Below are 21,963 nucleotides of genomic sequence, written 5' to 3'. Positions count from 1 at the left end.
GAATTTTGTGAGAACCCCTATGAAAAACGACAACCTGCGCGCCGACCGAGACGATCTGGATGACTTCATCCCTCGCACCACGGCCAAGCGCGACAAAAGCCTGGTGCTGCAAGTCGCCGCCGGGGTGTTTCTCGGCGGCCTGGCCCTGTGGCTGGTGCAACTGGCCGCCACGGCGGCTTACGCCAAGCTGATGCTTGGCACGATTACCTTCGGCGGTTAAGCCAGTTCGGTCGCACGCTGACTGGCCGCATCGTCATAAGCGACGTACAGAGATTCGGCGATCTGGCTTTTGATCGCCTTGGTGCTTTCCAGGCCCAGCACAAACCCTTCGGCCTTGCCGCCGGCGCGGTTCAATTCTTCCGCGGTGCTGGCCTGGGTGATGGCATCGAAGAGTTTTTCGGCGTGCGGGCCGACGCCTTTGGGCAGGCTGATTTGCGCGACGCTCATGCGAGCACCTCGCGTGAACGGGAAACAAGAACGGGTTGATTCATGGCGCGTACCTTTTCGGCGAATGGCCGGCAGCGCGTGTGACCACTTCCGGGCAGCCATGGTAGACCTGTGAGGCGGTTCTGGTAATCGCCAATCACTGACAAATCACCGTCCGTCCTGATAAAACCGGAAAGTTTATAGTCGATGCTTGACTTCTCTTTTTGAATCAGTAACATACGCACCAATTCCGCAATAGCTCAGTTGGTAGAGCAAATGACTGTTAATCATTGGGTCCCTGGTTCGAGTCCAGGTTGTGGAGCCAAATAGCAAAGCCCCTGAATCGAAAGATTCAGGGGCTTTTTTGTGGGCGCTCGAAAAGTCAAAAGATCGCAGCCTGCGGCAGCTCCTACAGGTTGAAATGCATTCCTCTGTAGGAGCTGCCGCAGGCTGCGATCTTTTGATCTTCAAATGAAAAGGGCCGATCAGTCTCGTACTGATCGGCCCTTTTTCATTCACGAGCAACAATCAGACGTGCTCGCTGCTCTTCGCATGAGGCTTCGGCGCACCGTGACCATGGTCATGATCCGAATCGACCTCGATCACAGGCACTTCATTGCCGTCGCAATCGTGCAGCTTGCCATCGCTGAAATAATCGCCTTCACGCAGCGCCGCCAGGTCGCGATAACGCAGGGTCCGCTCCTCCGCCGCGGCAAACACCGACTGCTGATCCGAATTGCCAGCGGTGAAGTGGTTAAAGGTCAGGTTCAGCACGATCGCCATGATCGCCGACGAACTGATGCCCGAGTGGAAAATGGTCGCGAACCAGCTTGGGAAATGATCGTAGAAGTTCGGCGCGGCAATCGGGATCATGCCGAAACCGATCGAGGTGGCGACGATGATCAGGTTGACGTTGTTGCGGTAATCCACCTTGGACAGCGTGCGAATACCACTCGCCGCCACCGTGCCGAACAGCACGATACCGGCGCCGCCGAGTACCGAGGTCGGTACCGCCGCGATGACCCGGCCCATGAATGGCAACAGACCGAGGATCACCAGGAAGACGCCGCCCGTGGCGACCACGTAACGGCTCTTGATCCCGGTGACCGCCACCAGACCAACGTTCTGGGCGAAGGCGCTCTGAGTGAACGAACCGAAGATCGGCGCAAACATGCTCGACAGCATATCTGCCCGCAGGCCATTACCCAGGCGTTTCGAATCGACTTTGGTACCGATGATTTCACCGACCGCGAGAATGTCCGCCGAAGTTTCCACCAGGGTCACCATGACCACGATGCACATCGACAGGATCGCGGCAAAGTGGAAAGTCGGCATACCGAAGTGGAACGGCGTCGGGAAGCCGAACATCGGCCCTTGCGTGACACTGGAGAAGTCGGCCATACCAAGGAACACTGCCAGCACCGTGCCGATCACCATGGCCAACAGGATCGACAGACGCGAGATGGTCGAACTGCCGACCTTGCTCAGCAGCAACACCAGCACCAGCGTTATCGCCGCCAGACCGATGTTCTGCATGCTGCCGAAGTCCGGCGCATGGCTGTTGCCACCCATGGCCCAGCGCGCGGCCACCGGCATCAGCGTCAGGCCGATGGTGGTGATCACGATGCCGGTCACCAGCGGTGGGAAGAACTTGGTGATTCGTGAGAACACCGGCGTGATCAGCAAGCCGATCAAAGACGCGGCAATCACCGCCCCCAGCACCGACTGGAAGCCGCCCTCCCCGCCACTGCTGACGATTGCGACCATGGTCGCCACACCGGAGAACGACACGCCCTGCACCAGCGGCAACTGACAGCCAAAAAACGGTAGACCCAGGGTTTGCAGCAGTGTCGCCAGCCCCCCCGCAAACAATGAAGCAGCAATCAACAAACCAATGTCCGACGGCGACAGCCCGGCCGCCTGGCCAATGATCAGTGGCACCGCAACGATACCGCCGTACATGGTCAGAACATGTTGCAGGCCGTAAGCCATATTCGCGCCGACCCCGAGATTTTCGTCCTCGGGCCGTTGGTGTGAAACATGGGGCGTTTTCATGTGGGGGGTTCCCTGGTTTTTGTTATGCGCACACTGTATTCAATACTTGTGACAAATGTCCATAGAGTTGTATACAACTTGCTAGTCACATAATGAATAGGTAGCCACCCAACCTTCTATCCCCGCCACCACCATCGCTCACAAATCCGGCAACACATCCCCTCCTTCCCCCGGTTTTTATCGCACTAGGCTGAAGTGTTCATGGCGACCAGCGGTGCACCGGCGCTCTTTTTTATACATATAAAGTATGCATAATGAAGTCATTCCAGATTCAGTTCGACAAAAGCAAGAACGCAGCCAACAAACTCAAGCACAGGGGCGTCAGCCTTGCCGAGACCGAGCCGGTCTTTCACGACGAACGCGCCCTGACGATCGAGGACAACGACCATGACGAACAGCGCTGGATCATCCTCGGTCTCGATGGCAAAGGGCGTTTGCTGGTGGTTGCTTACAGTTATCGCGAAGCCAATGTCGTTCGAATCATTTCTGCACGTGTCGCCACACCGAGCGAACGTTGCGCTTACTTTCTGGAGGCTTGACCGATGAAAGACGAATACGACTTCTCGCAGGGCAAACGCGGGGACCTGGCGCCCAACAAGGGCAAGACCCGTATCACCATCATGCTCGATGACGCCGTCATCGAAGCCGCCCGCACCGTGGCGGAAAATGAGGGGTTCGGTTATCAGACCGTGATCAACAACACCCTGCGCCATGCCCTGCTGGATGCCGAGAACAAACCGCAGCAGGCCGACTTACCCCGCGCCGGGCAATTCAAGCAGGGGATTACCGCCGCCGACCTCAAGAGCCTGGAAAAAAAGCTGTCAGCGGCGGTCGGGGAAATCCGGCGGGTACTGGAGCCGGAAGCCAAGCCCTGAAATCAGGCGGGCACGAGCATCCGCGCCAGCGACTGACGCACATGCGGCTGATCAGGCAGACGCAGGTCGAATTCCTGCTCCAGCACTGCAATCAGTTCATCGACATCCGCCACCTCGCGCCGCTCACTGTCGCCCCCCATGCGATGAATCGCGAAGCTGCCGTTGTTCAGCGTGCGGCGCCAGCCATCGCCGGTACGCGCAACCATCAGGCGCCTGGCAAACGGTGATTCGGGGTGGGTCGAGACGTACCAGTTGCCGAGGGTGTAATCGATGTCTTCCTGGCGTTGCAGGTCAAACAGGTACATCGAGCGCCACTCGCCCGCGACATGGGCGCGCAGCATGTAGCCATCTGCCTGCTTCTCGATGCGATAGGACTCGTGCGGTGTCGGCTGTTCAGCCTCGGTATCGAGCAGCAGCGGCGCAGTTGGCACCATGCCGCCGAAGCCGACATCAGTGATGTAGCGCTCGCCGTCAATGACCACCAGGCTCAGGCGATGGGTGCGCGCCGCCCACGTGCCTTCGGGTTGCGCCAGCACCACGCGCCCCGAAATGCCACGCGCCTCGAAGCCCAGCTCCAGCAGCAACGTCAGAAACAGATTGTTCAGCTCATAGCAGTAACCGCCGCGGCCACCGTGGAGGACTTTTTGCTCGACCGACGCCAGATCGATCAGCACCGGTGCGCCGGTGATCGTCGACAGATTCTCGAAAGCAAAGACCCCGGTATGACGCAACTGCAATTGCCGCAGGGTCTCCAGGGTCGGTGCCGGTGGGGCATCGAACCCCAGGCGTTGCAGGTACAACGTCGGATTCGCCAGACGTGGCTCGCTCATTGCTCAGTCCTTTTGCATGTGGCGCGGATCGCTGCGCCGATGGCCGACATGTATACGGGATTGCCCCTGGACTCCGACAATTGATTTCGCCAATCACCGCTACCGACGCTTGCGCGAACCGATGCGAATCCAGGTCGGTGCATGGTCGCTGGCGTGCGGCTCGTTGCGCACCCACGCGTCTACCCCGGCCTCGTGCAGATACGGGCTGAGTGCCGGGTTGAGTAGCAGATGATCGATGCGCAGGCCAGAGTTGGTTTGCCAGTGCTGACGGAAGTAATCCCAAAACGTGTAGAGGCGATCCTCGGGATACAGGTGGCGCAGCGAATCGGTCCAGCCCTGATCCAGCAACCGTTGATAACACTCACGGCTCTCGGGTTGCAGCAACGCATCCTTGAGCCAGGAGCGGGTGTTGTAGATGTCCATGTCGGTGGGCACCACGTTGTAATCACCGGCCAGCACCACCGGATGATCACTGCTTTGCAGGTCTTTTGCGTAGCGGATCAAGCGCTCGAACCAGGCCAGTTTGTAATCGAATTTCGGCCCCGGCTGCGGGTTGCCGTTGGGCAGGTACAGGCACCCGACCAGCACACCGTGCACCGCCGCCTCCAGATAGCGGCTGTGTTTGTCCTCGGGATCTCCCGGCAGACCGCGGCGGCTTTCCAGCGGTTGCGCATCGCGAGCGAGGATCGCCACCCCGTTCCATGACGCCTGCCCGTGCCAGATCGCGCCGTAACCCGCCGCCTCCAGTTCGGCGGCCGGGAAGGCACTGTCGACTGACTTGAGCTCCTGCAGGCAAGCGATGTCCGGCTGCTCGCGCTTGAGCCACTCCAGCAGGTTCGGCAGCCGCGCACGCAGGCCGTTGACGTTGAAGGTGGCGATCCGCAGGTTTTTCATGGTCCAGACTCCGGCGAATGGGGTGTGAAAATTGTGACCCTGTGGTGGCGACGGTGGTTGCATCGGATCATCCCGTGGTGGCGGACAACGCTGGACGTCGGAAACCGCTTGTCAGCCAATCGGCACCAACGACCACCGGTGTCAGACCAACGTCAGGTAACCGCCCCCTTCTGGAGACGTACCATGACTACGCGCCCACTCACCTCCTTGTTGCTCGCCGGCCTGCTCGCCACCGTCTCGGCTGCCACCTTCGCAGCGAACGACAGCGCCGGCACTTCCGGCACCAACCCCGATGTCAACAAAAGCACGCCCAAGCCACCGGACAATACCCCGGGCGCGCCTGCCGGCAGTAACAGTACTGGCAGTCCCGGTTCTGGCAACGGCACCGGTGTCAATGGCGGCGCCATGGGTTCGGGCTCGGGTGCTGGCGGCGGCACAGGCGCGGCCGGTGGCGGAACCGGTGGTGCAGGCGGTGGCTCGGGCATCTGAATGAACCGCCGTGACGGTTGGTAGTAAGCCATGAACCGGTGGCGAAGGCGCTTGTTCCCCCCCTCGCCACTGTGGATGCATGGATGTTTCAGCGATCCGACCGCATCAACTCGGCAACACTGGACTCCAGCGACAGCACCGCCGCGCGATTACGCCCGGCATTTTTCGCCTGATACAGCGCTGCGTCGGCATGCTGGATGAACTCTTCCAGGCTGTCATTACCGCTGGGGATAAACGAATAGCAACCCAGACTGACCGTCAGATACCCGGTCGGCGAGCCGCTATGGGTGATGCACTTGTCCATCACACTGCGGCGGATTTGCCCGGCAATCGACAGGGTGCCGTTGATGTCGGTATCCGGCAGCAGCACCGCGAACTCCTCGCCACCGTAACGCACCGCCAGGTCAGCCTTGCGCTGGCAGCAATTCTTCAACACTTGGGCCACCTGAATCAGGCAATGATCCCCCGCCACATGGCCGTAGGCATCGTTGTAGCGTTTGAAGAAATCGATATCGAGCATGATCAACCCGACCGGACTCGACTGCCGCGCACCGCGGGCAAATTCGATTTCCAGCGAACGCTCGAACAAGCGCCGGTTCGCCAGCCCGGTCAGGCTGTCGTGGGTGGCGATCTCCTCCAGCGCCCGTTGCGCCTTGCGCAGGTTCTTCTCGATGCGCTCGCCTTGACGCACCTGATGAATGAACACCCAGCCAAATAATCCCACGCCCAGAATCACCAGCGCGACGATCACGCTAGCCTGAAAGGCCCGCTCATACCAACCCTTGAGAATCGTGTCGCGCGACGAAGCCGCGGCGACCACCAGCGGATACATCCCCAACTGCCGATAGCCGTACAAACGCACCACACCGTCGACCACCGATCTGATCGTCGCGGTGCCGGCCGGGGCTTCGGGCAGCAGTTTCGAGTAAATCCTGCCTTGCGCCAGCGATGAACCGATCAGGCTGTCGTCGAACGGCCGCCGCGCCAGCAAAGTGCCGTCTTTCAGTCCGAGAAACATGATGCCGTTGTCATCGAGGCTGAAGCTTTTGAAGAACCGGTCGAAGTACGCCATCTTGATCCCGGCCATCAGCACGCCTTGAAAATGACCGTCGCGGTCGTTGATGCGTTTCGAGATCGGGATGATCCACTCGCCATTTTCGCGGCTGCGAATCGCCCGGCCGATGTGCGCCACGGTGGAAGCGTTCTGCAGGTGAAACTTGAAGTACTCGCGATCAGCCACGCTGTTGCCACGGGGCAGGTCCGGGTACGAAGTAATCACCCACTGGCCATCGCGGTCGAACAGGAACATGCCGTCCAACTGCTGCAGCTGCTGCACTCGGCGTGCGAAGGTTTTTTGCAGGCGAGGCCGTTGCGCGGCGCCGTAACCATCGTTCTCGACCCAGTCGACCAGACTGGTGAGCACCAGGTCCGCCGCCAGAAACGTGTCTTCGGCCTGCTGCGCCATGGCCCGGGTCAGGTTGGAAGAGGCTATCTGCGCGGTCGCCAGATCCTGGCGTCGCGTCTGCTCCAACTGCAAGTAGAGCAAGCCGGACAGGCACAGGCACACCGCAACGATAAACAGCGCTGCCGCCTTGCGCAGCGGCAGGCGTTTTAGCGTGCCGGGGGGTTGAAGCGGGTCGTGAATGGGGATTGTCAAAAACGTGTCCTGGGCAGGTACGACAGGGGCCGCAGCCCGAAACCCTTATTTTTTTGTGAGCGTAGCCCACCGGGGTGCGCACGGCAAACCCGCCGCGCCAACTCACGCCCGCCCAGTTGTATCGGCGCACAGGGCAATTGGATGAACTCCGCGCGTCGATTTATTTTCAGTTGTCGTTTGACGCGTGATCAGCGCCAATTATCAGGCAAGCGACTCTTTGCCGGAACACTCGAATTCACCAAAACCCTGTGGCAAGGGAGCTTGCTCCCTCGCCACAGATTCAGTGTTTGTCTTTGCTATTTTGCGTCACATCAACGCGACGGCGGCACCCGAATATCCCCGGCCCGGCACTGCGTCTTCACGCCCTTGCCGCACGCGCCAAACTGCAGATCCTTGCCCATGCACACCCGCACTTCCGAGAGTTCCGGGCCGCTGCAGATCACTGCGATGCCATTGGCCGGGATGCCCGGGTTGGCCTTGCGGAACAGGTCGGCGATTTCCTGGGCTTCGAAGTAGTACGAGCTGCTGAACGGTTGCAGCGCTTGCGGGATGTTCACCGCGCCGACAGCTTTGTCTGCCTCATCCAGATAGCCCATCGCGCCCAGACCGCTGCAGGTGCCGTGCTTGGACCATTCGTGATCGAGCAGCTTTTGGGTCGGGAACAGCGTCAGGCCCTTGCTGGTTTCCGCCGCCGACAGCGTGGTCAGCGGTGGGCAGGATTCCGGCCAGCCGCCGTTGGCGTATTGCGGCCACAAGCCGTGCAGCACGAAGCCGTAGCCCTTGCCGGAACATTGCACGTCATCTTTGTGGGTGAGGCAGAACGTCGGCGACCAGGACAACGTCAGCAGGTAGTAATCGAACTGCCCCGCCACCGCTTCCGTTTGCACCTTGCTGGCGTTCGACTGACGCGCCGAACTCAGGCCGATGCTACCGGCCGTCAGCGCAATCAGCGCAATCAGCGCCAGAATTGTAAACAGCTTTTTCATGTACCCGCTCCTTGGGACGCCTGCGTCCGTGGTTTTCGATCCTGACCAGACTTGGCCAGCGCCGATTTCGACATGCTTGTGTTGCAAGCGCATGACGCAAGGCAACGCCGTACGCCGTTGAAAGGTCTACGATTAACAGGCAGACATCAAACCAAGGGATCCGAAATGAGTAAAGCAGACGAACTGGCCGCCAAGCTCAAGCAAACCCGGCACATCCATGCGGATGCCGCGCTGGAGATCGATTGCTGGCCGACGCAGGTCTATGACCTGTACCACCGCATCGAGGCCTGGCTGCAGCCAGTCACTGAAGTCGGCCTGAAAATCCGCCGCAATCCGACCCACGTTTGCGAAAGCTCACCCGATGGCGAAAGCCACGACTACGCGATCGACCAACTGGTGATAGACGCCAACCAACAAACCCTGACATTTGATCCCATCGCGCGGTTTACCGAGGACGGCGCCGGACGCGTGCAGATCACCCTGCCGGACCGCAACACCTATCTGCTGCGCACCGTCGATGAACACCACGAAAGCCATTGGTGGTTGCAGACGGTTGAGACCGGTCAGGAGCTGGATGCGATTGCGCTGACCGAGAACAACCTGTTGCAGGTGGTGCAGGAAGGCCTTGGCCTGTAACCCCACGGTCACTGCCGCCGTGTTGAACAAAACTCGACGATCACCTGCGATACCGAATCGAGCAGTTGCGGATCGGCATGCGGCGCGACGAACAAGCGGATTTGGGCGTCCGGCAACGCTGGCAAGCCCTGCTCCGCTCCCAGCGCGGCCAGACCGTGCCCCAGTTGACTGACCGGCATGGGGGCCACGGCAAATCCGGAGGCTGCCGCAGCGCGCAACCCGGCGGTGCTGGAGCACAGCATCGCGGTACGTTGCGCAATACCGGCTTGAGCCAACCTCGCCAACGCCGCTTCGCGATACGGACACGGCTCGGGAAACAGTGCCAACGGTAAGGGCATCGGCAGTGGCGTGAACGGTTGTGCCGCCCATGCCCACACCAACGGCTCTTGCCAAAGCAGGCGCCCCGCATCACTGGCTTCACACAACGAACCGACGACCATGTCCAGTTCGCCCTGATGCATCTGGCTCAGCAACGTCCGTGGAATATTGACCTGAACATCGATTTCCATTCCTGGATGCTGCGCCGCGCAATCCTGCAACGCGCGCAACAACCGCGCCTCGACAAAATCCTCGGAAACGCCAATGCGAACCCGGCCTTGAAATGGCGTACGCGTGAGCTGCATCCAGGCATCGCGGTTCAACGCCAGAATCGCCCGCGCATAGGCCATCAGACGTTCACCGTCAGGGGTCAGTTGCTGGGAGCGAGTGGTGCGTTTGAGCAGCGGTTTGCCGACTTGCTCCTCCAGCCGCCGAAGATGACCACTAACGGCAGACTGGGTGAGATGGAGCTTTTCAGCGGCACGGCTGAAACCCTCCTCATCGACAACCGTGACAAAGGTCCTGAGCAACAAGGCGTCAAACATAGTTAGATACGTGATCAATGATTGGTTTATTCACGATTTATAGTTTGAACCTAGCTATGTTGCAATGCCTCGCACTCATCAACCGCATGCCGAGGCCAAACGTGACCACCCTTCTGCACATCGAATGCTCACCCCGTAAACAACGCTCCGCCTCACGGCAAGTCGCCCGCAGCTTCATCGAGCGCTATCAACTGCATCACCCCCAGATGCACATCGAAACGCTGGACCTGTGGGGGATACAGCTTCCAGAGTTCGGCGAACATGCGATGAACGCCAAATACGCCGGCCTCAGTGGTACGCCCCTGACCCCCGCACAGCAATCGGCCTGGAATGAACTCAAGCACCTCGCGGCTTACCTGTACCGCGCCGACGTGATAGTGCTGTCGGTGCCCCTGTGGAACTTCAGCATCCCGTACAAGCTCAAGCACTTCATTGATCTGGTTTCGCAGAAAGACATTCTGTTCAACTTCGATCCTCAGCATGGCCTGAAAGGTTTGCTGAAAGACAAAATCGCTGTGGCCGCCTATGCCTGCGGGATGGACTTCTCTGCGCAATCAGCCACCCCAGTCGAGCGCTTCGACTTTCAGAAACCGTATGTGGCCGCCTGGCTCGGCTTCATTGGCATCAGCGTGGTACATGAGTTGAGCGTCGAGAAGACGATTCTCGGCGAAGACATCGATCGTGACGCGCGGCTTGCGGCCTCACAGCAGGCGCGGGAACTGGCGGATCATCTCGCCGGCTGAACCTGTCAAAACTGTAATCCCCCTCTCAGCCAACTGAAAGCCAGCGCTGGTTAGTCTCCCCGTCATGTGTCAAACGGGGACTTCCAGCGCATGCCTTCCAACACTTCAAGACGCACCTTCGTCAAAGGCCTTGCCGCCAGCGGCCTGCTCGGTGGCCTCGGCCTGTGGCGCGCGCCGGTCTGGGCGCTGAGCGGGCCGGGGCAGATCAACGAGCTGAGTGGCAGCGACTTCGAGCTGTTCATCGGCGAAACCCCGGTCAACTTCACCGGCAGCCCGCGCACCGCCATGACCATCAATGGCAGCCTGCCCGGCCCGCTGCTGCGCTGGCGCGAAGGCGACACAGTGACGTTGCGGGTGCGCAACCGGCTCAAGGACAGCACTTCGATTCACTGGCACGGCATCCTCCTGCCGGCCAACATGGACGGCGTGCCGGGCCTGAGTTTTCACGGCATCGAACCGGGTGGTGTGTACGTCTACCAGTTCAAGGTGCGGCAGCACGGCACCTACTGGTATCACAGCCATTCCGGGTTGCAGGAACAGGCCGGGGTCTACGGGCCGCTGGTGATCGACGCCAAAGAACCGGAGCCGTTCCAGTACGACCGCGACTACGTGGTGATGCTCAGCGACTGGACCGACGAAGCCCCGGCCAGCCTGATGAAGACCCTGAAAAAGCAGTCCGACTACTACAACTACCACAAGCGCACCGTCGGCGACTTCATCGACGATGTCAGCGAAAAAGGCTGGGGCGCCACCGTCGCCGACCGCACGATGTGGGCACAAATGAAGATGAACCCCACCGACATCGCCGACGTCAGTGGCGCCACCTACACCTTCCTGATCAACGGCCACGCTCCCGACACGAACTGGACCGGGCTGTTTCGCCCCGGTGAAAAACTGCGTCTGCGGCTGATCAACGGCTCGGCCATGACCTACTTCGACGTGCGCATTCCCGGGCTGAAAATGACCGTGGTCGCGGCGGACGGTTTGCACGTCAAACCGGTCAGTGTCGATGAGCTGCGCATCGCAGTGGCAGAAACCTACGACGTGATCGTCGAACCCGTCGCCGAGGCTTACACCCTGTTCGCCCAGGCCATGGACCGCACCGGTTACGCCCGCGCCACCCTCGCCACCCGCGCCGGTCTGGCAGCGCCGGTGCCTGCGCTGGATCCACGCCCGTTGGTGACCATGGACGACATGGGCATGGGTGGCATGGATCACGGCTCGATGGACATGAGCGCCATGGCAGGCATGGATCACTCGGACATGGGCCCGATGCAATCGCACCCCGACAGCGAAAAAGACAACCCGCTGGTGGACATGCAAGCCATGAGCACCGCCCCCAAACTCAACGACCCTGGCCTGGGTCTGCGCAACAACGGTCGCCGCGTGCTGACCTACGCCGACCTGCGCAGCACCTTCGAAGACCCGGATGGCCGCGACCCCGGCCGCACGATTGAGCTGCACCTGACCGGGCATATGGAGAAATTCGCCTGGTCGTTCAACGGCATCAAGTTCTCCGACGCCGAGCCGCTGCGCCTCAAGTACGGCGAGCGCATTCGTCTGGTGCTGGTCAACGACACGATGATGACCCACCCCATTCACCTGCACGGCATGTGGAGCGATCTGGAAGACGAGAACGGCGACTTCCAGGTGCGCAAACACACCCTCGACATGCCCCCCGGCACTCGCCGCAGCTACCGGGTGACGGCCGATGCATTGGGCCGCTGGGCCTATCACTGCCATCTGCTCTATCACATGGAAATGGGCATGTTCCGCGAAGTTCGGGTGGAAGAATGAAGGGGCCGATCATGACTCGAATCACCGCGTTTTCTCTGGTGCTTGTCGGCACGTCGGCCATGGCCGCCAACGACATGCAAGGCATGGATCACAGCCAGATGCCCGGCATGGATCATTCGATGCAAAGCATGGACGACGGCATGATGCAGCCCGCCGCGCCAAGCGAAAGCCGCACGCCGATCCCGGCGCTGACCGACGCCGATCGCGCCGCCGTGTTCGTCAGCCCCGGTGGCCATCAGGTGCACGACAGCGCGATCAACAGCTACTTCCTCGCCGACAAACTCGAATGGCAGAACGCCGACGACGGCAGCGCTTTGGCCTGGGATCTGTCCGGCTGGATCGGCGGCGACATCGATCGCCTGTGGCTGCGCTCCGAAGGCGAACGCAGCAACGGCAAGACCGAGGACGCCGAGATCCAGGCCCTGTGGGGCCACGCGATTTCGCCATGGTGGGACGTGGTCAGCGGCGTGCGCCAGGACTTCAAACCGGGCGCGCCACAAACCTGGGCGGCGTTCGGGTTGCAGGGCATGGCGCTGTACAACTTCGAGGCCAAGGCCACGGCGTTTCTCGGCGAGGGTGGACAAAGCGCGCTACGGCTGGAAGGCGACTACGACATTCTGTTGACCAACCGGCTGATCCTGCAGCCCACCGCCGAACTCAACGTCTACGGCAAAAACGACCCGCAACGGGGCCTCGGCTCCGGCCTATCGAACACTGAAGCCGGCCTGCGCCTGCGCTATGAAATCCGCCGTGAATTTGCGCCCTACATCGGCGTGACATGGAACCGCACCTACGGCAACACCGCCGATTACCCCCGCGAAGAAGGCGCGGATCGCAGCGAAGCACGGCTCGTGCTCGGCGTGCGGATGTGGTTCTGAATCCCATTAGAAAACAACCCAGAGGTCTTGCATGCGCACGTTGAATATCACCCTTGTACTCGCCAGCGGATTGCTCTTGAGCACCCTCGCCCAGGCCCACCCGAAACTGCTGTCGTCGACCCCAGCCGAAGGCGCGGACGGTGCGGCACCCGGCAAGATCGAACTGCACTTTTCCGAGAACCTGCTGACCCAGTTTTCCGGCGCCAAACTGGTGATGACCGAGATGCCCGGCATGGCCCATTCGCCGATGCCGATGAAGGCCAAAGTCAGCGCCGGAGGTGACCCGAAAACCATGCTCGTCACCCCGCTCGCGCCGTTACCCACCGGCACCTACAAAGTCGAGTGGCGCGCGGTGTCGTCCGATACGCACCCGATCACCGGCAACGTCACGTTCAAAGTGAAGTGAGCGATGGCTGAACTGATCAACATCTTCCTGCGTCTGGCGTTGTATGGGGATTTGCTGCTGTTGTTCGGGGTGGCGTTGTTTGTGTTGTACGGCGGTCACGCCAGCCTGCGGTTTAGCCCCCTGTTGCGCGGGTTGGCGTTGCTCGGCGCGCTGCTGTCGGTGGCGGGACTGGTGTTGATGACCCGCGCCATGAGCGGCGAAACGGAGTTCGCCGCGCTGTGGCCGCACCTGCAAATGATGTTGCTGGAAACGGAGGTCGGGCTGGCGTGGGCGCTGCGCATGCTGGCACTGATGGTGGTGTTGATCAGACCGGGTTGGGCGATCGCATCGATTGCCGGCGCGGTCGCCCTCGCCTCCCTCGCCTGGAGTGGACACGGAGCGATGGATGAGGGATCGCTGCGGTTCTGGCATTTCCTCAGCGACATCCTCCATCTGTTGGCGGCGGGTGCATGGTTGGGGGCGATGCTGGCGCTGGTGTTGCTCGCGCGCGGCCGTGTGGATGAAGCACGGATTCGCCTGTTGACTCATGCGGTGAAACGCTTCGAATGGGTCGGCGCGGCGATTGTGCTGACGCTGTCGATCACCGGCGTGGTGAATTACCTGTTCATCGTCGGCCCGAGGCTGGATGACGTACTGCTCGGCGTCTACGGGATGTTGCTGGCGATCAAGGTTTTGCTGTTTGCCGGGATGCTGGTGCTGGCCGCGTTGAATCGCTTTCATCTTGGGCCTGCGCTGGAGCGATCGATACGCGACGGACAGCACGTCATCGCGGCGAATGCGCTCAGACGCAGCGTGCTGCTGGAGCTGGGCATGGCCCTGCTGATCGTGGCGTTGGTGGCGTGGCTCGGCACGTTGAGTCCGGACGCGGGATGACACCCGGGAGGGCCTTTCACTACACTGGCTCACCTTCCCTTTCAGAAGCCCGATCTCCATGACAATTCTAAAAAGCACCCTGATCCTTTGCGGCGCACTGACCTTGGCCGCGGGCGTTCAAGCCCAGGAAACCTCTTCGCACCTCGACAGCATCCAGCAACAAGGCCAGCTGCGCGTCTGCACCACCGGCGACTACAAGCCCTACACCTTCAAGCGCACCGACGGCGATTTCGAAGGCATCGACATCGCCATGGCGCGCTCGCTGGCCGACAGCCTCGGGGTCAAAGTCGAATGGGTGCAGACCACCTGGAAAACCCTGATGCCGGACATGCAGGCCGGCAAGTGCGACATCGGCATGGGCGGCATCTCGGTGACGCTGGAGCGGCAGAAAAAAGCCTACTTCAGCAACACCCTCGACAGCGACGGCAAGATCCCGCTGGTGCGCTGCGCCGATCAGGCCAAGTACCAGACCATCGAGCAGATCAACCAGCCCAACGTGCGCCTGGTGGAACCCGCCGGCGGCACCAACGAAGCCTTCGTCCACGCCTTCCTGCCCAAAGCGCAACTGGCCCTGCACGACAACGTGACGATCTTCCAGCAACTGCTCGACAACAAGGCTGACGTGATGATCACCGACGCCTCGGAAGCGTTGTACCAGCAGAAACTCAAACCGGGGCTGTGCGCAGTGAATCCGCACCAATACATGCAGTACGGCGAGAAGGCGTACCTGCTGCCACGGGATGACATCAGCTGGAAACTGTACGTTGATCAGTGGCTGCATTTAAGCAAAGTCACCGGCAGTTATCAGAAGGTGATTGGTGAGTGGCTGGCTGTGCCGCAGTAAGTCTCTGCACCGGCACTCAACGGCGTAAGGTGACTTATCCGCTCAACCCGTACTCATTACGACGTCACCGTATCGGTTGAGCTGTACTGTTGAAACCGCACATCACTCTTTGTTGCTATCGAGGCGCCCCATGAATGTCGACTGGCCCAATTTCACTCCCTGGTCGTCCCTGGCAGGTGGCGCGCTGATCGGGCTGGCCGCCAGCCTGTTCGTGGTCGGCAATGGCCGTATCGCCGGCATCAGCGGCTTGATCGGCAGCCTGCTGCAACGCAACAGTGAAGGCGCCAGCGAAAAAGCCCTGTTCCTGCTGGGCCTGCTGGTTGCGCCGCTGCTCTGGGCATTGTTCAGCGCGTTGCCGCCGATCGAGTTCCAGAACAGCTGGCTCGGGCTGAGCGTCGCGGGGTTATTGGTGGGGCTGGGCACACGCTACGGTTCCGGCTGCACCAGTGGCCATGGCGTTTGCGGCATATCGCGCCTTTCGCCGCGCTCGATGATCGCCACCGCCTGCTTCATGCTCAGCGGATTCGTCACGGTGTTTATCCTGCGCCATCTGCTGGGAGCCTGAACATGATCAGATTGAATGCATTCGTGGCGGGCCTGCTGTTCGGCCTCGGCTTGCTTCTGGCGGGTATGGCCAATCCAACGAAAGTCCTGGCATTTCTGGATGTGGCCGGAGCTTGGGATCCGTCGCTGGCACTGGTCATGGTCGGCGCCATTGCCATCGCCTTCTGCCCCTTGACCTGGGCGCGCCGGCAGCGCCAATCGCTATTGGGCAACCCCATGCAAATACCCACCAAACGAGAACTGGACCGACGCCTGATCGGCGGCAGCCTGTTGTTCGGTGTCGGTTGGGGAATAGCCGGTATCTGCCCCGGCCCGGCAGTGACCATCCTGCTGACGGGTCACTGGCAAGCGATCGTATTCGTGTTGGCGATGTTGGCGATGTTGGCCGGCATGTGGCTGTTCACGCTATTGGAAGCCCAACGCAAGCCTTAATCGCCGTAAAACCGCTTATTCAGTCGTCGTGCAGCATGCCAGAGCTGTACTGGTTCAGACTGCTGCCAATACTGTTGCCGCCAAACTTCAGGGTCGTCGCATTACTGCGCCCCTCCGGCGACTGGCAATCGGCAGAAAAACAACTGGTGGTGGTCAACCCACCGCCGCCCGAACAGGCACTCAATACCGAGACAGCTGCAGCGATCAACAGCACTTTGACGACATTGGTGCGCATGGTACGGCTCCCCTGGGGATGATCTTGTCCCGGCATCGTAAGCCTTCGCCGCACGTGGCAAGATGAAACTTTGCGGATCGACAGCACGGGTTCAGCTTCATGGGACACTCACCCACTCCTTGCGAGTTGTACAAAATCAGGGCCGCCCTGTCAGACATCTTTGTCGACACAGGAGTGGATTACCCCTACATCGCTGAGCAAATCAAAGGCTACGAGCCGGAACTGATCAAAACCATCCTCTACTCGGAAGTCGCCGTCGTCTGCGCCGACAACCTGGAATGCGTACTTCCCCCGATCTGGACAGGCTTCGAACCTGACTCGCTGAACCGGGAGATCGAGCAAATGCTGCTTGCAAACAGGAACAGCAGGATTCGGCGGCAACTTCATAAGCTACATACCACCTGGCTGCGCTTCAGCTATCGCGACGTCTGGAAAGAACTGTCAGCCCATCTCAAACAATCGAGCTGATACAGCCCTCCGTGGCAACAGCCTGGCCGCTCGCCACAGAGGGACACGCCTTACGCCTTCAACTCAACGTTATCCAACGCCTGATTCACCGCCAACTCCCCCAACATCACCACCTGCGCAATACCCAGCAGCGTCTTGCGGTGCGAGATATCCAGCAACGCGGCGAAATCGTTGAGCATGATGGTGGCAGAACCCAGGGATTCACTGGCGTTGGCGAGCAGGGATTCGGTGTCGTACGCCGGATTGGCGAGGAACATGGGTTGGGCGGTATTGGCGCTGGCCATGATCTGGCTGGCCGGCGTGAGGTAGTGATCGAGGGCGCGCTCGGCGGCTTCGTGGAGTTTGCGGGGGTCGAGGGATTCGTAGGGGGATGCGGGGTCGGTTTCGGGTGGGTTGGGCGTTACTTTGAACATAGATGGAACCTCTAGCGCGAATACTAAAAGGAGCCATCACCCTCGCTACCAAACGATAGGTGGCGGCCATACGCGGGTTGGTAGACCGGTCGCACTAGAACCCGGCGCCCACGAATGAGCCCCACGCATGACCACCATGAAATCGGAGTCCTGAGACAGGACTGCACACGGTGACGCCATGAGTCTAGAAACGAAGCGGGCTACCAAACCCGATCACTGGTTTGCAGTGACACAGGGACGATAGAACCCGCGAGCTAGACGCACAAGCCGGCGGATTCTGTCTTAGGTGTAGGGTGAGGCGCAAGGTGGTGTAGGAGCGGGATTGCAACAATAGCCTTTATTTAAACAGGTGCGTTTTTTCTGTTCGCAGAGGTTCTAAGAGCACGCTAATCGACGAGATACGGTCACCAGTGCAAAGAGAAATGCAGCCCTCTTTCAAGCACTGTCCGTCGTTCCGATGATGGACTGGAGCTACTAATCCTACAGGCCTTGCAATACAAAGCCTCCAGCACCTTTCTAAAAATCCCGTACCACTTTCGTACCAACACCATCACAGCACATTGAAGCCCCAGCCCTTTATTACTGGCGGTGACAGCACCGAATCTTGCCACTGCTATGCTCGCTTTCTTAAGATCCGAGTCGCCCACCATGGCATCTTCATGCTAATGCCGTTGACATAACCTACTACTCGCGCATAATCCACAATATATTGTACCAATCGAGCGAGTATCCAATGGCGATCTACAGCTTCACCTTAGAGAATTTCTTCTCCTTTGAAGCTAAAACTGAAGTTTCTTTCGTGACAGACAAGCGATCTGCACTGAATGACACTGCTTTTGAGTCGGAATCATCCGACGACAGGGTTAGCAAAATTCTGGCTATTGTGGGAGCTAATGGTTCGGGCAAAACCAACCTAATCAAGCCGCTAGCTTATTTACTGTGGTTTATAACAGACTCGTTTTTCGCAAAAAAAACTGATCAAAGACACTTTATTCGCCCTCATATTTTTAACGAAAAATCCCCCGTTTCGCTTTCTCTGGAATTTGACGCTGAGGGAGTACGGTACAGATACGTGCTTATAAGAGGCGGAGATCGCGTTTTAGCAGAATCACTTGAGAAAAAAACGAGTAGACTTTGGAGCCGGGTATTTTTAAGAACTTGGAACTTTGAACTTGAGGAATACGCACTCAATCGCAAAGGTTTTGGCAAAGCCCATATGCCATTAGATGAAGCCGGCGATCTGGTTTCATTAATTTCTCTTGCTGCGCAGTATAAAAGCAAGGTAGCGATGAGTATTTGTAACGAACTGCGCAAACTCGTAACCAATGTTAACAGCTTTGGTAGAGATACGTACTATGGCTCCGCCGACGTATCCATTGCTTCTCAATATTACTTTGAAAACAAACCTAGAAAAGCGGAAATGCTTAAGTTTCTTCACGAGAATGATTTCGGTATCGATGACATAGAAATCGAACAGTATGAGCGTACGGAGGATGACGGCGAAATCACTCAAAACTTGATCCCCTGGGTTAACTACAAGCGTGGCACAAAGAAAGCTAGACTACCGCTATTACTAGAGTCAAATGGTACCCAAGCGATCTACTATCTATTAAGTAAAGTTTTACCACTCCTACAAACTGGCGGCATCCTTATATATGACGAGCTAGAAGGCGACTTACATCCGCTAATGATAGAACCAATTTTAAATTTGTTCTTTAGCAAGCGCTCCAACCCAATGAACGCCCAACTTATATTCACCACACATTCAATTGAAGTAATCAACCTTCTACAGAAGAGTCAAATTATTTTAGTAGAAAAAAATGATGGTGTGAGTGAAGCTTGGAAACTATCTGAAATGGAGGGTGTAAGAAGTGATGATAATTTTTACGCTAAATACATGTCTGGTGCCTATGGCGCCGTGCCTCGTGTGTGAGCACTAAAATGCCCAAGAAGCCTCTCAGAAAAACAAACAAAACTATATTATTTGCAGTTGAAGGCGAGACAGATCTCGCTTTTATGACACATCTAAAGCAGTGCTATGTCGAACGCAATTGCAAAATAAGTATTAAAATAAAAAATGCTCATGGCGCTGGGCCTCTAGGCATCATGGATGCGCTTATCACTGGAGCTCGTGGTAAAAGCTACGACTACTTAGCTGCATTATTTGACTCAGACCTTCCGATATGCAAAAAAAGCGACACATACTTTAAAAAAAATTCAGTTCATCTTTTCCAATCGGTGCCCGCTATAGAAGGAACTCTCCTGAGGGTAGCCAACAAAAAAGTTAAAGAAAATATAACCACAGCTGAATGCAAACGAATGCTGGCTCAAAACTTTATTGGAAACTCTGTAGACATTAGTTTTTTTGAAAGACACTTTGAAAAAGCAAAGATTGAAGCTGCACGCCCCGGAGTACAAATAATTGAAGATTTAATCGCTTATCTTGCTAACCCCAAGTAGCACAAGAGTTTTTAACTAAAGGCACTTCTGAGCATCTGCCACCCTAGGTGTAACAGCCGCTCAGGAACGCCAAAGCGTACGCTGATTTGAGGTGCAGATTCAAACAACGATTGAGTAATGGGGCAAGATACTTTTCGAGCAGGAGTTCAGTATAACGATCTCACAGGGACGGCCGCAGCAAATCGCCATGACAACAGAGACTATTCTAATTATCTACAGGAAAAGGGTCTGATTCGATATGGTTGAGTCATTGATTGGTATAGAACTGTAGTCAGGTGAAGTGCATGGGTGGTTCAGGACAAGCCTATGTATGTTACTGCTCTAGTTTCATCTGGTGAACAATACGACACCATTCATGAAGAGGTGATGTCAGGCCAACCTGTCCAGGTTCGCAAGATTCACCTGGAGATGCACCTGAATGAATTTTTCGGTCTGTTCAAACGTTTTGCAATTTCTATTTCAAGTTTTTGACCTAGCTGATCGCGAGATAACCTTCGACGACTGACTCCAGGGAGTCAGTATCGGTCAGCCCCGACTCATTGAGTGGGGGCCAACTCGTAGGGCTAAAATCGAATCACCTCCTCCCGAGCCAGTCATTCACTTGCACCAGACCCGCCTGAATCGACTCCAGTTCATTGGCCGCATAGATCTGCGCCGCCTTCCCTGATCGACCCAAATCCACCCGCGTTCTGCGGCACGATGCCCATCAATTGCGGCGGGATGCGCAAGCTGGCCAGCACGTCGCCGCGGGTCTGGTTTCTGGGTGGCTTCGGCGTCGGCAACTGTGACAGGGCGTTAGAAGGAACGTGATGGAGAGTGAGAGTAGTACAAACAAAAAAACCACGAATTCTAAGTAACTGAATTCCCGGGCTTTTCTAAATTTGGCGATGAAGGAGAGATTCGAAACTACCCGCAAAGTCACTTTCATTATGCAAGTGCCCGGTTTACGCGGGCTGCAGCGATGCTCTCACTCTAAAAAATCGGCTTTCTCAGTCCCATGGTGGTCCCATGGGTTTTGCACCAAGTTAGTGCGCGAGGGTTGGAAGGGGGTAAAAGACGGGGTGTCGCCCGATTTATGTTGAGGCATGGGAAAAAGGTAATATTGGTAATAAGCTTGATAAAGCAGAATAAAACCCTTTAATTTCAATAGCTTGATAGACATTTAGAAAGGTAATAATTTGGTAATTTATAGGTTAGGTCATTACCTTTTCATCGGGTAATTACTGACAGGCTCAATCCCCAACAAAACCGGGGACGTGGACGAATATTACCTTCACCATTACCAAATATTACCCCTCAAGGTAATGCGTCAAACCCACGAACTACGCGGGCTGTGGCGGATTTAATGCCTTTCCTAACCAAAATTACCTTTTTCCCAGCCTTGGTTCCAAAATCGCCATCTGTTTGGCGAGTCCTTCAGCTTGGGGCTAGTCTGAGAGCTCACAATAGGAACCCCTTGTATGGCGCATGAATATTCGCTCTCAGATGTACTTGAAAGGATGTATGAAAATCAGTTGGCACTTGAAGCCGCTGTGATGGAACTCACGCTACGCCTGGAACAACATGGCTCCGTAGAAGTGGGTGACAACGTGCGTGGTGCCTTAGAGGCAATCGGTGAGAACGCGGGGCATATCAAGCAAGGTTTGGCCAGATTGAGAAGGCCAGGCGCCAGCTAATGAATCGAGACAAATTGTGAAATGCCACAATCTCGGCAAACCCAAAAGATTCATGGCTTATGACAGCTTTCGACCTCATCGACGGCAGCCATGGTCGGCGAGAAAAAAGACCTATCTCGTTTTGGAAAATACCCTTACTCCTGTATTTTTCTGTACACAGACCAATGAATCCTGGGCCTCCAGCCCTGCCCCGTCCGTGATCGTCAGCTGCACCTCCGTGCAGTCGCCCTGCACTTCTCTTCAAAACTTTGCAATCTGTGAAACTGCCGGCACCCTGAAGAGCCCCCCGGCCCGTCTGGGCTGCCGGTTCGTTTGCACTACATCTGGATTTGCACAAAAAAAGGACGCAGACCTCGTCGGCGGGAGGGGGATAAGTGCTTTTTCAGCGTGATTTTTCTTCACGCCGGAATTTCAAGCAGTAGCCTGGCCAGCATTTCGTCGGAAGCTTTTCTCTCAGATTTGA

28 protein-coding genes, 1 tRNA gene and 1 pseudogene are annotated in these 21,963 nt (G+C 57.7%); 19 read left to right on the top strand and 11 right to left on the bottom strand.

The window, feature by feature from the left end; all coding sequences use genetic code 11:
- Positions 1-19 precede the first annotated feature (19 nt).
- Positions 20-220 carry a hypothetical protein gene (locus KKQ10_RS24295; RefSeq protein WP_003226457.1) on the top strand — a complete coding sequence of 67 codons (201 nt, stop codon included), beginning with the start codon at positions 20-22 and terminating at the stop codon, positions 218-220.
- Here KKQ10_RS24295 and KKQ10_RS24290 read toward each other — a convergent pair.
- Together KKQ10_RS24290 and KKQ10_RS24285 are read right to left on the bottom strand one after the other, a co-directional pair.
- On the bottom strand, positions 217-447 hold the full coding sequence (locus KKQ10_RS24290; protein WP_127650376.1) for a hypothetical protein: 231 nt from the start codon (positions 445-447) through the stop codon (positions 217-219). The genes KKQ10_RS24295 and KKQ10_RS24290 overlap by 4 nt on opposite strands.
- On the bottom strand, positions 444-665 hold the full coding sequence (locus tag KKQ10_RS24285) for a hypothetical protein (RefSeq protein WP_164747872.1): 222 nt from the start codon (positions 663-665) through the stop codon (positions 444-446). The genes KKQ10_RS24290 and KKQ10_RS24285 overlap by 4 nt, the downstream gene beginning before the upstream one ends.
- Positions 666-675: 10 nt before the next feature.
- Between KKQ10_RS24285 and KKQ10_RS24280 the strand changes: the two genes are divergently transcribed.
- A tRNA-Asn gene (locus KKQ10_RS24280) sits at positions 676-751 on the top strand.
- A gap of 203 nt (positions 752-954) precedes the next feature.
- Here KKQ10_RS24280 and KKQ10_RS24275 read toward each other — a convergent pair.
- Positions 955-2,481: a nucleobase:cation symporter-2 family protein gene (locus tag KKQ10_RS24275; protein WP_215502489.1), complete on the bottom strand. Its 1,527-nt coding sequence runs from the start codon at positions 2,479-2,481 to the stop codon at positions 955-957.
- Positions 2,482-2,735: 254 nt separating this feature from the next.
- Between KKQ10_RS24275 and KKQ10_RS24270 the strand changes: the two genes are divergently transcribed.
- Both KKQ10_RS24270 and KKQ10_RS24265 read left to right on the top strand, forming a co-directional pair.
- On the top strand, positions 2,736-3,020 hold the full coding sequence (locus KKQ10_RS24270; protein ID WP_215502488.1) for a BrnT family toxin: 285 nt from the start codon (positions 2,736-2,738) through the stop codon (positions 3,018-3,020).
- 3 nt (positions 3,021-3,023) lie between these two features.
- Positions 3,024-3,356: a BrnA antitoxin family protein gene (locus KKQ10_RS24265; RefSeq protein ID WP_215502487.1), complete on the top strand. Its 333-nt coding sequence runs from the start codon at positions 3,024-3,026 to the stop codon at positions 3,354-3,356.
- A 2-nt stretch (positions 3,357-3,358) separates the two neighbouring features.
- On the opposite strand, the gene KKQ10_RS24260 is transcribed toward KKQ10_RS24265, so the two are convergent.
- Together KKQ10_RS24260 and xth are read right to left on the bottom strand one after the other, a co-directional pair.
- Positions 3,359-4,186: an arylamine N-acetyltransferase family protein gene (locus tag KKQ10_RS24260; RefSeq protein ID WP_215502486.1), complete on the bottom strand. Its 828-nt coding sequence runs from the start codon at positions 4,184-4,186 to the stop codon at positions 3,359-3,361.
- Between the two features lie 99 nt (positions 4,187-4,285).
- Positions 4,286-5,080, bottom strand: a complete 795-nt coding sequence (gene xth, locus KKQ10_RS24255; protein WP_127650366.1) for an exodeoxyribonuclease III — start codon at positions 5,078-5,080, stop codon at positions 4,286-4,288.
- Positions 5,081-5,263: 183 nt separating this feature from the next.
- Between xth and KKQ10_RS24250 the strand changes: the two genes are divergently transcribed.
- Positions 5,264-5,569, top strand: coding sequence for a hypothetical protein (locus KKQ10_RS24250; RefSeq protein WP_164747871.1), 306 nt, complete (start codon positions 5,264-5,266; stop codon positions 5,567-5,569).
- An 88-nt stretch (positions 5,570-5,657) separates the two neighbouring features.
- Here KKQ10_RS24250 and KKQ10_RS24245 read toward each other — a convergent pair whose 3' ends face one another.
- Positions 5,658-7,226, bottom strand: coding sequence for a sensor domain-containing diguanylate cyclase (locus KKQ10_RS24245; protein ID WP_127650362.1), 1,569 nt, complete (start codon positions 7,224-7,226; stop codon positions 5,658-5,660).
- 311 nt (positions 7,227-7,537) lie between these two features.
- Positions 7,538-8,212 carry a ribonuclease T2 gene (locus KKQ10_RS24240; RefSeq protein ID WP_215502485.1) on the bottom strand — a complete coding sequence of 225 codons (675 nt, stop codon included), beginning with the start codon at positions 8,210-8,212 and terminating at the stop codon, positions 7,538-7,540.
- A gap of 165 nt (positions 8,213-8,377) precedes the next feature.
- On the opposite strand from KKQ10_RS24240, the gene KKQ10_RS24235 reads away from it, so the two are divergent.
- Positions 8,378-8,848, top strand: a complete 471-nt coding sequence (locus KKQ10_RS24235) for a hypothetical protein (protein WP_215502484.1) — start codon at positions 8,378-8,380, stop codon at positions 8,846-8,848.
- Between the two features lie 8 nt (positions 8,849-8,856).
- On the opposite strand, the gene KKQ10_RS24230 is transcribed toward KKQ10_RS24235, so the two are convergent.
- Positions 8,857-9,711, bottom strand: coding sequence for a LysR family transcriptional regulator (locus tag KKQ10_RS24230; protein ID WP_215502483.1), 855 nt, complete (start codon positions 9,709-9,711; stop codon positions 8,857-8,859).
- Positions 9,712-9,812: 101 nt separating this feature from the next.
- On the opposite strand from KKQ10_RS24230, the gene KKQ10_RS24225 reads away from it, so the two are divergent.
- From KKQ10_RS24225 to KKQ10_RS24190, 8 genes are all read left to right on the top strand, one after another.
- On the top strand, positions 9,813-10,454 hold the full coding sequence (locus KKQ10_RS24225) for an FMN-dependent NADH-azoreductase (protein WP_215502482.1): 642 nt from the start codon (positions 9,813-9,815) through the stop codon (positions 10,452-10,454).
- Between the two features lie 90 nt (positions 10,455-10,544).
- Positions 10,545-12,251 (top strand): copper resistance system multicopper oxidase, encoded by a 1,707-nt coding sequence (locus KKQ10_RS24220; protein WP_215502481.1) that lies wholly within the window; start codon positions 10,545-10,547, stop codon positions 12,249-12,251.
- Between the two features lie 11 nt (positions 12,252-12,262).
- Positions 12,263-13,129 carry a copper resistance protein B gene (locus KKQ10_RS24215; RefSeq protein ID WP_215502480.1) on the top strand — a complete coding sequence of 289 codons (867 nt, stop codon included), beginning with the start codon at positions 12,263-12,265 and terminating at the stop codon, positions 13,127-13,129.
- A gap of 31 nt (positions 13,130-13,160) precedes the next feature.
- Positions 13,161-13,535 (top strand): copper homeostasis periplasmic binding protein CopC, encoded by a 375-nt coding sequence (gene copC, locus KKQ10_RS24210; RefSeq protein ID WP_215502479.1) that lies wholly within the window; start codon positions 13,161-13,163, stop codon positions 13,533-13,535.
- A gap of 3 nt (positions 13,536-13,538) precedes the next feature.
- Positions 13,539-14,408: a copper homeostasis membrane protein CopD gene (gene copD / locus KKQ10_RS24205; protein WP_215502478.1), complete on the top strand. Its 870-nt coding sequence runs from the start codon at positions 13,539-13,541 to the stop codon at positions 14,406-14,408.
- Positions 14,409-14,466: 58 nt separating this feature from the next.
- On the top strand, positions 14,467-15,252 hold the full coding sequence (locus KKQ10_RS24200; RefSeq protein WP_127650346.1) for a transporter substrate-binding domain-containing protein: 786 nt from the start codon (positions 14,467-14,469) through the stop codon (positions 15,250-15,252).
- 130 nt (positions 15,253-15,382) lie between these two features.
- The gene (locus KKQ10_RS24195; RefSeq protein ID WP_215502477.1) at positions 15,383-15,817 is read left to right on the top strand and encodes a YeeE/YedE family protein; all 435 of its coding nucleotides are present in this window, start codon (positions 15,383-15,385) and stop codon (positions 15,815-15,817) included.
- Positions 15,818-15,819: 2 nt separating this feature from the next.
- On the top strand, positions 15,820-16,248 hold the full coding sequence (locus KKQ10_RS24190) for a DUF6691 family protein (RefSeq protein ID WP_215502476.1): 429 nt from the start codon (positions 15,820-15,822) through the stop codon (positions 16,246-16,248).
- A gap of 19 nt (positions 16,249-16,267) precedes the next feature.
- Here the strand turns inward: KKQ10_RS24190 and KKQ10_RS24185 are convergent, their stop codons facing one another.
- Complete coding sequence (locus tag KKQ10_RS24185) at positions 16,268-16,483, bottom strand: hypothetical protein (RefSeq protein WP_127650340.1); 216 nt, start codon at positions 16,481-16,483, stop codon at positions 16,268-16,270.
- Between the two features lie 99 nt (positions 16,484-16,582).
- Between KKQ10_RS24185 and KKQ10_RS24180 the strand changes: the two genes are divergently transcribed.
- Positions 16,583-16,951: a DUF7079 family protein gene (locus KKQ10_RS24180; RefSeq protein ID WP_215502475.1), complete on the top strand. Its 369-nt coding sequence runs from the start codon at positions 16,583-16,585 to the stop codon at positions 16,949-16,951.
- Between the two features lie 50 nt (positions 16,952-17,001).
- Here the strand turns inward: KKQ10_RS24180 and KKQ10_RS24175 are convergent, their stop codons facing one another.
- Positions 17,002-17,364: a DUF6124 family protein gene (locus KKQ10_RS24175; protein WP_215502474.1), complete on the bottom strand. Its 363-nt coding sequence runs from the start codon at positions 17,362-17,364 to the stop codon at positions 17,002-17,004.
- 733 nt (positions 17,365-18,097) lie between these two features.
- Here KKQ10_RS24175 and KKQ10_RS24170 point away from each other — a divergent pair.
- The 3 genes from KKQ10_RS24170 (at position 18,098) to KKQ10_RS24160 (ending at position 20,295) form a co-directional block, all read left to right on the top strand.
- A complete protein-coding gene (locus KKQ10_RS24170) occupies positions 18,098-19,297 on the top strand; it encodes an AAA family ATPase (RefSeq protein ID WP_215502473.1) in 1,200 nt (399 codons plus the stop codon).
- A gap of 8 nt (positions 19,298-19,305) precedes the next feature.
- The gene (locus KKQ10_RS24165; RefSeq protein ID WP_215502472.1) at positions 19,306-19,824 is read left to right on the top strand and encodes a hypothetical protein; all 519 of its coding nucleotides are present in this window, start codon (positions 19,306-19,308) and stop codon (positions 19,822-19,824) included.
- 306 nt (positions 19,825-20,130) lie between these two features.
- Positions 20,131-20,295 carry a hypothetical protein gene (locus tag KKQ10_RS24160; protein WP_215502471.1) on the top strand — a complete coding sequence of 55 codons (165 nt, stop codon included), beginning with the start codon at positions 20,131-20,133 and terminating at the stop codon, positions 20,293-20,295.
- Positions 20,296-20,398: 103 nt separating this feature from the next.
- Here the strand turns inward: KKQ10_RS24160 and KKQ10_RS28480 are convergent.
- Positions 20,399-20,585, bottom strand: a pseudogene (locus KKQ10_RS28480) (phage portal protein); the annotation flags it as partial.
- Positions 20,586-21,284: 699 nt separating this feature from the next.
- Between KKQ10_RS28480 and KKQ10_RS24155 the strand changes: the two are divergent.
- Entirely contained in the window at positions 21,285-21,500 is a 216-nt protein-coding gene (locus KKQ10_RS24155; RefSeq protein ID WP_138814306.1) for a hypothetical protein, read from the top strand.
- Positions 21,501-21,963 lie beyond the last annotated feature (463 nt).

The sequence above is a fragment of the Pseudomonas sp. MG-9 genome, from assembly GCF_018729515.1.
GTDB lineage: Bacteria > Pseudomonadota > Gammaproteobacteria > Pseudomonadales > Pseudomonadaceae > Aquipseudomonas > Aquipseudomonas serboccidentalis.
Note: the sequence above shows the minus strand (reverse complement) of the source record. Positions and strands in the feature narration are given on the sequence as shown.